6 protein-coding genes are annotated in these 12532 nt (G+C 48.9%); 5 read left to right on the top strand and 1 reads right to left on the bottom strand.

From position 1 onward, the window contains the following. Nucleotides 1-300 precede the first annotated feature (300 nt). The 4 genes from SY83_RS21970 to SY83_RS21955 all read left to right on the top strand — a co-directional run bounded on the left by SY83_RS21970 (nt 301) and on the right by SY83_RS21955 (nt 8400). Nucleotides 301-5229, top strand: coding sequence for a carbohydrate binding domain-containing protein (locus tag SY83_RS21970; protein WP_068610469.1), 4929 nt, complete (start codon nt 301-303; stop codon nt 5227-5229). 18 nt (nt 5230-5247) lie between these two features. After that, nucleotides 5248-6711 carry a glycosyl hydrolase gene (locus SY83_RS21965; RefSeq protein WP_068610467.1) on the top strand — a complete coding sequence of 488 codons (1464 nt, stop codon included), beginning with the start codon at nt 5248-5250 and terminating at the stop codon, nt 6709-6711. Nucleotides 6712-6825: 114 nt separating this feature from the next. Beyond that, a complete protein-coding gene (locus SY83_RS21960; protein ID WP_068610465.1) occupies nt 6826-7569 on the top strand; it encodes a phytanoyl-CoA dioxygenase family protein in 744 nt (247 codons plus the stop codon). 30 nt (nt 7570-7599) lie between these two features. Beyond that, nucleotides 7600-8400 (top strand): AraC family transcriptional regulator, encoded by an 801-nt coding sequence (locus SY83_RS21955; RefSeq protein ID WP_068610463.1) that lies wholly within the window; start codon nt 7600-7602, stop codon nt 8398-8400. A gap of 62 nt (nt 8401-8462) precedes the next feature. On the opposite strand, the gene SY83_RS21950 is transcribed toward SY83_RS21955, so the two are convergent. Beyond that, nucleotides 8463-9890, bottom strand: a complete 1428-nt coding sequence (locus tag SY83_RS21950; protein WP_068610460.1) for a SpoVR family protein — start codon at nt 9888-9890, stop codon at nt 8463-8465. Between the two features lie 290 nt (nt 9891-10180). Here SY83_RS21950 and SY83_RS21945 point away from each other — a divergent pair, with 290 nt between their 5' ends. After that, nucleotides 10181-12418 (top strand): S-layer homology domain-containing protein, encoded by a 2238-nt coding sequence (locus tag SY83_RS21945; RefSeq protein WP_068610458.1) that lies wholly within the window; start codon nt 10181-10183, stop codon nt 12416-12418. Nucleotides 12419-12532 lie beyond the last annotated feature (114 nt).

Below are 12532 nucleotides of genomic sequence, written 5' to 3'. Positions count from 1 at the left end.
GTATGATAAGGCTTTTCTTTAATGATCCGCTGGGCTTTAACATACGCATTCTCCTCTGGATGCCACAGTTATTCTTTGCATGTTTCTATTATAAAGCAGTCACGTCAAGCACGTCTTGAAAGTTTCGGACAATGTCACGATCGGGATAAAAAAGTGCCAAGATTGATAGTGGAAGTTTCGAATTTGTGTCGCAAAATGTTACTTAGGTGCCATTATCGATAGATTTAGTTGGACTTCGGTTCTAACATAAAGGATGTACCATCGGTTTCATAGACAACCATTACAGTAAGGAGTGAATTTATGTTAAAGAAAACCGGTATGTTATCTTTTGTTGTACTGTTTTTGTTAAGCGCTTGCATGACAGAATGGACCCCTCAACTTGCTCAGGCTGAGGTGAGTAACGAATCCCGTTTCATTACCAGATCAGGAGATAAACTGATGAATGGTTCGGAAGAGTTCAGATTCATTTCGTGGAACGTGCCGAGCTTGGTGCTTAATGAAGATCCCGTTCTTCATAAATCCACAGCTTGGGAGATGGAGGATGCGATTCGATCCGTTGCGCAGATGGGCGGGCAAGTCATCCGGATTATGCAATTTACCGTGAAAAAGTCTGCAGCGGATACCGCGCTCCGTTTCATTCACGGACGGGACGGTACAGGGACGATGCAATATGACGAGAGTCTGTTTGTGAATTTGGATAAAGCGATTCAGTTATGCAACCAGTACGGAATTCGGTTGATCATTCCGTTTACCAATGATGTAGAATATTTCGGCGGGAAAGCCGCTTTCGCTAACTTGCGTGGGAAAACTGCGGAGGAATTCTACACGGATCCGGGCGTAAGGCAAGATTTCAAGGAAGTCATGCATCACATTATGAACCGAACCAATACGTATACGAACATTAAATATAAGGATGACAAGGCGATCATGGCTTGGGAAACCGGGAATGAGCTTCATGCTCCCGATGAGTGGATCGGGGATATTGCGGCGTACTTCAAGTCGGTTAATGCGAATCAGTTATTCATGGACGGAAACTGGGGGACGCTTAGCGAGCAATCCATTGAGGATCCGAATGTGGACATCCTGTCTAATCACTATTATTCGAATACGGATCTCGCGGGTACGGCGGACAGAGACAGACTTCGGACCAAGGGGAAGAAACCCCTGATTATCGGGGAAGTAGGTTTAACGGCCACGCTGAATATGCAGAAGATGTTTGATAAAGTCATCGAAAACGGCACCTCCGGCGCGATGATTTGGAGCTTGCGTTTCCATAAGGAAGACGGCGGGTATTATCAGCACCGGGAAAACTCGAGTTATTTCTCTTACCATTATCCGCCGATTCTGCCTACCGCAATCGGGTATCCGGTCACGAATGATCAGGCGAACGTCGTGAGGATGGTAACGGACCGGGCTTACCGCATACAGAATAGGGAAGTACCTCCCATCCCTGTGCCTGAGGCGCCTTTATTGCTGCCGATTCAATCGGTTCAGAAGATTGCCTGGCGTGGAAGCACGGGCGCGGAAAGTTATACGCTCGAGAGAGCGAATACTCCGGATGGTCCATGGTCGGTGGTAGCCACCGAAGTTGTAGACAGCAGTAATCCTTATGTTCCTTATCAGGATGCTACCGCAGTTGGAGGAAAAAGCTACTATTACCGAATGACCGCTAACAATATGTCCGGCGCATCGCCTTATTCTAATGTTGCGGGACCGGTCCCGACGGTTATCTCTTCAAAAGAAAACTTGTTGGTGAATGGAGGACTGGAGCTTGGCACGTATGGATGGAGCATGGAGAATGAGTCCAACGCCATAACGCGGGAAGGGCATCGTACGGGACGAACCTCCTTGTTACTAGGTCCGGTGAACGGAACCCAAACCGCAAAGCAGTCGCTTAAAGTGAAGCCGAAGACAAACTACAAGCTGACTCTGTATGCCAAGTCCGACGGCGGATCCGCGAGGTTGCAAGTGACTGACGTTAATCAGGGAGTCATCGGCCTTGGCGGGACGACAGATCCTGCGAATGTTACATCTATTTCGCCGAGCGCGGAATGGAAACTTCACACGTTAAACTTTAACAGCGGTAACCAAGAAGCAGTCATTGTTTCCCTATTAAATTTATCCTTGAATAATAATACGTATGTGGATGACGCGGAGTTGAAACAGGATGAAAATTACGTGATGAATGCGGGCTTTGAAGCGGGACTGAAATCCTGGTCTGCGGGAACAAGCGGCGCGGCTGTGGTGAGCAATGAAGCGAAATCCGGAACGGCTTCGTTAAAAAGCGGAAATAAAGGCGGATATGCAAGTATAACCCAAACGATGTCCGTTACGCCCAATACCAACTACGAGTTATCTTATTACGCGAAAGGCCAGAATCCGAGAGCGAAGGTGACTACGGATCCGGGTCTGTCCAATACGGTGACAAACAGTGCCTGTACCGTCTCGGCAACGGAATGGACGCGTTGTACACAGTCCTTTAACAGCGGCAATTTCAGCACCGTGTATTTAACGTTCTATGAAGGCAGTACACCGACAACAATGTATATTGATGACGTTGATGTCCGCGAAACTCCAAATACCGTGGCGAACGGCGGATTTGAAGCAGGTATCTCTCCTTGGGTGCTGGGTAGCGGGGCAACGATAAGTTCCGTGGAGAAACGGACAGGAATCAACGCGTTGAAAACAGGCGCCAAAGGGAATTATACGTTATCTTCCCAGCAGATCACGGTCAAGCCCGGAACACAATATACCCTAAACCTATACGCCAAGGGACAGGGAGGGCGATATAAAGTCGTAAGTTCAGATTTAGGAACTACGCTCATGGATGTACCCGTGCCTTCCAGTACCGACTGGGTGAAATATACTCGTGAGTTTGTCAGCGGGACCCATTCTACATTGAAAGTAATGCTTACAGAGCCGGGTACGGCTGCGATTACTTATTTTGATGATATCGAGATCATAGAAACACCGCCGGCTGCGGCGAAAGTCTCCTTCTTGATGAACGGTGACTTTGAAACGGGCCGCTTGTTTCCTTGGCTGGCCAGCGGGCCGGTTACAGTGACAACAGAGGAGCGGAGGCTCGGTTTGCAATCTCTCAAATTGGCCGGCCAGGGAGAAGGGGAAACTATACTTTCTCAAGATTTCGATGTTGAAGCCCGGAAGGACTATACGATTTCATTTTACTCTAAAACCTCCGGCGGCAGCGCGGCTTACAGCATTACGAACGTCTCTGGGGAAGTTCCTGTTGCGGAGGCAGTCACGCTTAATATCGGAGGAGGTTGGACGTACAATACGGTCAATTTCAATAGCGGTGAATTTCGTGAGTTGAAGTTAAAAGTCATGCAGACGAATTCAACTCCGATCTATTTGGATGAATTCATGATTGGCTTTAAAGCTCCCGAAAACTATCAAAGCTACAACTGGTTTATAGACAATTTTGAGGTTTATGGTAACAAACCGGATATGAACGCCGCTTTAACGGGTGCCTGGGCGAGAAACGCAGGCGGCGGAATGATAACTACAACGTTGGATTCCTCCATGAAGAGCGGGGGAGATTACGGAATGAAGTACAGTTACGATATGGGTGCCAAAACGTACGCAGGGGTTATCTTCGGATTACTGAAAAACTGGTATGAATACAAAGGCTTATCCATGTGGGTTCAACCGGACGGTTCCAATAATACATTGACGGTTCAATTCTCCGATGCGTCAGGTTATGGTTGGGAAAGCCAAATCAAGCTTACTGGAACCACGCCGAGAGTAGTCACCATCCCTTTCAGTGAATTTAAGTTAGCTTCTTGGGTAGCGAACCGCGACGCGGTTCTTGATTTGAGCTCCGTGACCAGCTTCGCGTTGTATGTGGGAAGATCCGCTGACGGTCCGGCAGCGGGCGCCATCTACTTCGATGATATTCAAGCGACCCAGACGATACCGGTTACCGGTGTATCCGTTACCCCTGAAAGCGGGTACTTGGAAAAGGGAGAAGATTTGGCGCTGGAGGCGAGGATTGCTCCTTTGGGAGCCGCTTCCCAGCTGGTATGGAGCTCGGGGCAACCCGACATCGCGAGTGTGGATGCGGCCGGCAAAGTAACCGCGCATCTTTCGGGCGATGCGACAATCAACGTCATCACACCGGACGGTGCTCATTCAGCAAATGCAACGGTGACAGTCGTGGACAAGTCGGCGTTGCGTACGGAGTTAACCGTTACTCAGGCTGTTTATGAAGAAGCGTTGTCCAGCATGCAAGTCCGTTCGGAACCCGTGGAGGTGTTCGGCAGGGCTATAGAGGAGGCTCGAGCGTCTTTAGCCACACAAGGAATCAAGCAAGCTGATATCGAGCTTGCTGTAACCGAGTTGAAAGCGGCGAAGGCCGAATTTTATTCAAATCTGAGCCTATACAGTCAACTATCGGGACCGGTGACCGTGAATGCGGATGCGTACTTCTCAACCATCTACGGGGTTTCTTATGTGACCCAGAGTGTATATCAGAATGTATATGTTCCGAGCACTCTCATTCAATACGATCCGGAAGCCGTTGAATTTATCGGGGCGACATCCGTCAAACCCGGTTATGAAATTACACGGGTAAACGATACGGAACCTGGCCGCATTCAAGTCTTGTCAGATTCGGCTGGTTCTAATGGAGCCGTCTCAGGCGATACGCAGCTCTTTGAGCTTCAGTGGAGAGCCAAGATCCGGTCAACGAACTATGAAACCACGATAAGAGGCTCTTCTGCCTTCCGCAGCGGCGTGGGTGATGCTTTACCAGGTATCGAATCAACCCTGGCTATACAAATGATCGGTGTGGATAAGACAACGTTGATTGATCTGATCGCCGCGGTTCAGCATAAGCTGGAATCCGCAGCGGAAGGGGCAAGTATCGGTCAATATGCCCCGGGCTCCAAAGCGGCGTTACACACCGAGCTTGAATTAGCTGAGTCAGTCGCGGGTAATGAAAAGTCAACTCAGGCTCATGCGGATGAAGCCGCAGCGCGGCTGTCAGCTGCCCTGAATCAGTTTAACAACTCTGTTGTTGTACGCAAGAAGGAAGATGTAAACGGAGACAGCAAGACGAATCTCTTGGATTTGCTGCTGATTTTACCGAATTTGGGTAAAAACTCAGCCCATGTCGATTGGCAACGCATCGTGAATTGCGACGTGGATGGGGATTTGAAGATCAGTTATACGGATTTGATTATGGTAATCAAGCAATTAAACAAATCATAGGAAGCGGAGGAACTAATCATGATGATGAGAAAGTTATCTTATGCTTGGTTGATGAAGAGTTTGTCTGCGGCAGTATTACTTAGTGGTCTTTCCGGATTATCAGCGATCCAAGTCGGGGCCGCTACAGTGGCGGAAACGAAAGCGGAGGTTCGAAATTATTTAAGCACGCGGGCCGCCGCTACAAACAACAAAGTCGTCTCGGGACAATTTGCCCATTACGGCGACTATGCGACTATGAGCACGTTCCCGTCGGAAGTTTACACCAATACAGGTTCCTGGGCGGGTATGGTGGGTGTGGATTACGCCTTTATTTTTCAGTCGGGCGGTGGCAAATATATTAAATATGATCAACCTAACCAGGTGGCCAGAGAGTACTGGAAACAGGGCGGACTTGTTACTGTCAGCGCTCATTTGTACAATCCGGACAATCCATTATTGGGCTCCAAGTCTGAGCTTGCGAATGAAACTGATATCTTCACGCCGGGAACAACGACTTACAACAATTATCGTGAACAGTTAGCTAAAATCGCGGACGGATTGAAAGTGTTAAGGGATGAAGGGATTGTCGTCCTATGGAGGCCGTTTCACGAAATGAACGCGGGATGGTTCTGGTGGGGACAAATGTCGACAGCTAAATATAAGCAATTATGGACGGAGATGTACACTTATTTCACGAATACCAGAGGACTGGATAACTTACTTTGGGTTTATGCGCCTATAAGTAACGGAGGGACCGGCAGCGAAGTGGATGACTATTATCCGGGCGCAGGATATGTGGATGTTGTGGGACTGGACGTCTATAACAGTTACATCGACCCGGCTCATATCGTCGGCTATAACGAGCTGATTGCACTGAATAAACCGTTCGGATTTACGGAATTTGGTTCCGGGGACGGTGCCGGCGCGAACCCCGCATTCAACTGGAGCAACCTGATCGGCGGCATTAAAGCTTCCTTCCCTAAGACGGCTTTCTTCCAAGCCTGGAACGGAAACTGGACCATCGGACGCTATGCGAATACGAACGGGAACTTGTTGATGAATGACAGCTGGGTCGCAAATCTGGAGGATATCCCGGCGTTTGGGCGACAACCGAATCTTGTCCGGAATCCCGGGTTCGAATGGGGGCTTACGGGTTGGACTTGGCAGAACGGATTTGCCCGTTCAACGGCCGATAAATATGCAGGCGCTTATTCAGCGGGATTCAACGGCACAGGCAGTTACACGAATCTGTTCCAAACCATATTAACCAAGCCCAACACGGCTTATCAGTTAAAGTTCTATGCCAAGACGGGGGCGACGTTAGGTTACAAAATCGTGAACTCCTCCTGGGCTGTCATCGCTTCAGGTTCAACGCCTGTGAACGGAGTCTGGACAGAGTATACGTTGAATTTCAACAGCGGAAGCAACAGCAGTGTGATTGTATCCATTACAGGCTTGTCGGGTGTGAGCTACGTAGATAACTTCACCGTGGTCTCTCCATAGCAAGATATCATTTACAGACACAAATGTGATAATCCGAAGCATTGTTGGATCATTGGCCTCGCGCTATGATAAAGATACAAATCCAATGATTGATTCGAGAGGAGATTAGGGTATATGATTGAATTAGCGAGCACATTAATGAAACCATTCACAGAAGAGGATATTCGGACATATGAGGAGCAAGGCTATCTGCTTGTTAAGAAAGGTTGCAGCGCGGACCTGATCGATGCCTTCAACGGACACATCTATGATATACGGAACCAGACACCGATGCCGGACTGGGCCGCCTGTGACGAAGATAAGAAATATTCTTTGCGCCTGTTTAACCCGCATCGTCATGACAGTTTCTCCCGTCAAATGATGAAATTGCCGATCATCCGCGGCGGGTTGGCGCAACTGATGGGCAAAGAAGCGGCCGGTGTGCAAAGCATGTATTTCTACAAAGAGCCGGGTTCACCGGGGCAAGCTTCCCATCAGGATTATTATTATATCAAGAACGATCCGATGACGATGATTGCGGCTTGGGTGGCCATGGAGGATCTTGTCGATGAAGAGAACGGATGTCTCTGGGTCATTCCCGGGACGCATAAATTAGGTTTGCTCCCGCACGGAGCTGTGAAGAATCTGGATGAACATGAAAGTTGGACAAAAGAAACGGAAGGCGTGGATGTGAGCAACCAGATTCCGGTCGTGATGGAGAAGGGGGATATCCTGTTCTTTCACGAGCTGGTTATCCATTCATCCAACAAGAATCGCAGTTTGAACAGATGGCGCCGTTCTTATGTGTGCCATTACATTCGTGAAGACGCCAACATTACACTGCGTGAAGATTTAAGAGAAAAGTATCCGCTATATTAAGGGATTATTAGATTAAGGAGTTAAAGATCTATGGATCAGAAGCACCTGCTCGGTTTAGACGACGTATACTCGGTCTATGCCGGCAATATCGTCTATCCCCCGGGCGGGAGCTATGGTCCGAGAAAGCAGCAGGATATCCAGCTGGTTCTGGTGCACAGCGGTTCTATGGAAGTGACCGTGGATGGCGTTCTGCATCAGGTATTGCCCGGGCAAGTGCTGTTGTTGAAGCCGCAGCATCAAGAATGGTTCAAATTCAGTTCGCATCAGGAAACCTGGCATCGCTGGATCAGCGTGCATGTGCCTGAGTTGACGGAATTGAAACGAAACGGCCTTGAAGCCCTTCCAAACATCATTTCCATTCCTTCCGAATTGAATCGAACGGTCGAACTGCTGTTGTCACTTCAAACGCAATACGAACAGACCAGTAATGTCATTCGCAGCATAGGTTACGGGGCTATTGAACTGTTTATGGCAGCCAACTTCAGGTCCAGGCAACTTCAGGATCTTCACCCTTCCATCCTGCTTGCGAAGGATTTCATAAACAGTCATTTTCACGAGGAGCTGTCCCTCCGGGACATTGCTTCCCAAGCCGGGGTGTCCCCGGAGCATCTGGTACGCTTGTTCCGGCTGCATGAAGACACGACTCCGATGAAATATGTCTGGAACTATCGAGTGCTAAGGGCAAACGAGCTTCTCATTCAGACGGGGCTTCGGATTAACGAAATTACTGAACGCTGCGGGTTTAAGAGCACGTACCATTTTGCCAGAGTCATGAAAAAGCAAACCGGCAGAACTCCAACGGAAATTCGATTGGACGCTTGGCACAAATAATAGAGCCCGAACACGAAGCGTTTCGCTTCTCGTTCGGGCTCTTCCTTTGTGGCGAAGTGCGTTTATAGAAACTTGCGATGCAGCTTCTTCCCGTCATAGGTGAACACCGCGCGCTTATCCTCCACGACGGTTTCCATATGGATGGATTTACCCCAAATTTGGAAGACGTAGGGTAGAGTGCGCTCCAGATACTTTAGGTCAAGCTCCACGCCTTCGTACTGGTGAAGCAGATACAGCTCGCCGTTCCGCAAGAAATCGCCGTCTTGCACGACAAGATAAGGGAAACCGCCGTTGACGCGGGAATAGACCAGCTGGTCGCGGATATTTTGCCACGACTTATCGGTAATTTTCCATTCCGGCCCCTTTTTCTCAAAAACGTACAAATCCAGCTCTTTCACCAGATCTTTGGTCATATAGTTACGGATAAACGACAGATCAGAATCGTTTTCGCGCACCTCAAACATCTTCTCGCGGCCGCGGCCGGGCTCGCGCTTAAAGCGTTCGCGATCCTCAGCCGAAGGATTCTCCCAGCGCTTCTCGATATCTTCGAATATTTTCAGCCCCAGGTAGTAAGGGTTCAGGGTATGTTGGGACGGCTGCACCACCGATGCGTTTAATTTGGCAAACTCGATGGTCTCGCTTGCGGTCAGGTCAAGCTCCCGAAGAATGCGCTGATGCCAGTAGGAAGCCCAGCCTTCATTCATGATCTTCGTCTCCAGCTGAGGCCAGAAGTAGAGCATCTCATCGCGCAGCATCGTCAGAATATCGCGTTGCCACGGCTCAAGCACAGTGGAATATTCCTCGATAAACCACAGAATATCCTTCTCCGGATGCGGCGGAAAACGCTTCAGTTCAGGGGTTGCATCCTTTTCTTGCCCTGTATTCTCCAAATTCCATAAATCGTCATAAGCCGTGATGGGCGGAGGAGACGGTTCATGTTTGCGCTGCATCAGGTCGAGATAACGTTCCTTCTCCAGTTGGTAAGGCTTCACAATGGTTGGATCGACATGCTCTTGAATGGCCAGGACGGCGTCAATGAACTTTTCGACTTGATCCGTTCCGTACTGCATCTCATATTCACGAACGCGCTCGGCGGTTGCAGACATGCTCTCGACCATATTGCGGTTCGTCTTGGAGAAGCGGGCATTATTTTTGAAGAAATCGCAGTGGGCAAGGACGTGGGCTACGATCAGTTTATTTTGGATCAAAGAGTTACCGTCCAGAAGGAAGGCATAGCAGGGGTTTGAGTTGATGACGAGCTCGTATATTTTGCTTAAACCCAAGTCGTATTGCGTCTTCATCTTATTGAACGTCTTGCCGAAGCTCCAGTGCGAGAACCGGGTAGGCATGCCGTACGCGCCGAAGGTATAGATGATATCTGCCGGACAAACCTCGTATCGCATCGGATAATAGTCGAGCCCGAACCCGTCCGCCACCTCCATGATTTCCGCTATGGCGTATTCCAGTTCCTTGATTTCCGTGTCACGCATGTCCTTCACCCCTTGGTAAATTGCTGTCTGTAGCTATGTATATGTGCGTGGGGGAGGGGGTATGAGGGAAAGAATAAAGCCAAGAAACAGTAGGGCTGTTTTCTTGGCTTTTAATCAACTCAGTATCTATATATCCTAGGATGCGCCATGTTGAAGAGTATCCTTATATTGAACATGAACCGGCTCCATCGCGAGTCGTTTTTTTAATTCCATATATTTGCATGGCAAAATTAAACCGCTTCCGTTAGAATAAACCCTCAACTTCTTCATAGAAAGGTAGGGACGTCACCGTGTTTAGACAGACACTGATTATTACTTCAACTCTTCTTTCCGTATGCCTGGGAACCGTACTTCCTGTCGGGCAAACCGCCATACAAGCCGCCACGCCGCATTTGACCCCATCCAACAACAACCTTCCGTTAACGTTGGACGCACCGCTTACAGATTGGACCACGAGCCGGGACGGAAAGTATATTTATGCGCTCGTACGCAACGAACTGCTATACATAAACGCTACAACACTGAAGATTGAACATAAACGTTATGCAGGATCTGGTACAGCGGATATTGAGCTGGGTCCCGATGATCGGTTATACATTGCTCAAACCGAAGCCACGTCGCTGAATGTCATTGATACCGGACACGGCGCTCTGCTGAACGGACCGCTAACGAGTATCGAGTTAGGCAGAACCACAAACCGAATTGCGCTGGCCGGGGACAAAATATTCTACATAGACAGCTACTACAACGATATTAACGTATACGACCGCGCTTCAGGACACAACATGGACATAGGCAGTCATTTCCATAATAACCGTTATTCGTTCAGCTCGCCGGACATCAAAGCTGATGTTGGACGGGACCTGTTATATATTGGAGAAGGCGGTACGTCAGGCGGCTCCATCACCGCTTTGAACATGACAGATTATTCGTTCCAAAGTGAAACGGAAGGCTACGGATTCATGTATCCCCCGTCCAATCTCGTTGTGCAGGATGGAACCTCTGTGTATTATGCGGGTCGACGAATGAATGCGGACAAGGTAGCCCAGATTTATGGAAGTTACATGGATCAGTACATTATTGGGACGAACGGGGAGTATGTCTTTACAACCAAGGCGGTGTACTTAAAGAATACGTACAGTAAACTGTTCGATCTGCCATATAAGGTTGAACACATGATCTCCATGAAAGACGGCAGTATGCTCATGCATATAGGCAATGATATTCAAGAAGATCCCCATCAGGGGGATCATCGCATTTATTCATTCAAGGACATGGATGCTGTGAAGCAACTCGCACAAGATCATCAGATGCCCCCTTATAGCACAACCGTGGATTCATTCGGCTCGAATGTGTTAAATGTGAATCCGGCAAGAACGGACTGGGAACCTCAAGTCCAAGCGGTCAATTCGGACAAAATCACGATTCATTCCGTCAATCCGGAGCGCTTGGATAAGTTGGACGTATTCCTGTCCAAGGAGATGGTGACGGAGGCGGGTCGCGCTAGTAAACCCATTGAATTGAGAACTCGTGAGTTCACGTTGAATTTCCCGGTAGCTCTGCTTCAAGAAGAAACTTCTGAGAACGGCATTCGGTTCCGGGTTATGAATGCGAATGCACAAGAACGCGTTCCTTACAATCCATCGGATGCCCACGAGAAGTCGGAGTACTATCATTTTGAAATGACACTGGGTGATGATAACTCCGCTCCAATGGACCTGGCCAGCTATTACGGTTTGGAGATAAAGGGGGGCAAGGACTCCCCGATTAAACACCATCCTGTTGAACTTACCATGTTCTACGATCCTTGGCATTATAACAAGACTGAAAGGCTTCATTTCTTCGGATATCAGAACTACGACAGAGACTGGGCTTATATTGGCGGACAACGGGATACGGAAGCACATACGCTTACTGCGCCAATTCAACACCGGGTCATGGTGATGCTCGAATACAAGAAGACGTTCGATGATATCCGCGGACATTGGGCGCAACAACCCATTGAGCATCTGATCGGGCGTCAAGTTGTCAGTGGAACGACTAGAGACACCTTCAGTCCAGGCGGTAAAGTTACCCGTGCCGAATTCGTATCCATGCTGTCGAGAGCGCTGGGGTTAAGGGGAACGGTTACAGACGGCAGCTTCCGGGATGTTCCGCCGAAGGCCTGGTACAGCAAGGATGTGTATGCGGCGGTGATAGCCGGCATTACCCAGGGCATAACGGGGAGCCAGTTCGGCTCCAACGATACGCTGACGCGGGAGCAAATGGCCGTTATGTTGGTGAATGCATATCGCTACAAGTCAGTACAAACAGCGGAACCGCAGGAAACAACGGAAGCAGGAGTGCTTTCTGAATCCGGGAAGTCTTTCCTTGACAGTGCTTTGATTAGTGCTTGGGCTCAATCCAGTGTGAAGGAATCGGTTTCGCTCGGGTTTATTAGCGGCGGCAATGACAACCGGTTCGAACCCAAAGGGCTGACCACTCGGGCACAGGCGGCAGTAGTCCTTGCTAAGCTTGTTGAAGAATAAACATGGTAGGCAATATCCGCAAAAAGCGGGTATTGCTTTTCTTTGTGATGTTGTGTTAATGTACAACACTGTAACTTTAGAGCGCCCTATTGCGTTAGACATCATGAGAATTAA

The sequence above is a fragment of the Paenibacillus swuensis genome (assembly GCF_001644605.1).
GTDB lineage: Bacteria > Bacillota > Bacilli > Paenibacillales > DY6 > Paenibacillus_N > Paenibacillus_N swuensis.
Note: the sequence above shows the minus strand (reverse complement) of the source record. Positions and strands in the feature narration are given on the sequence as shown.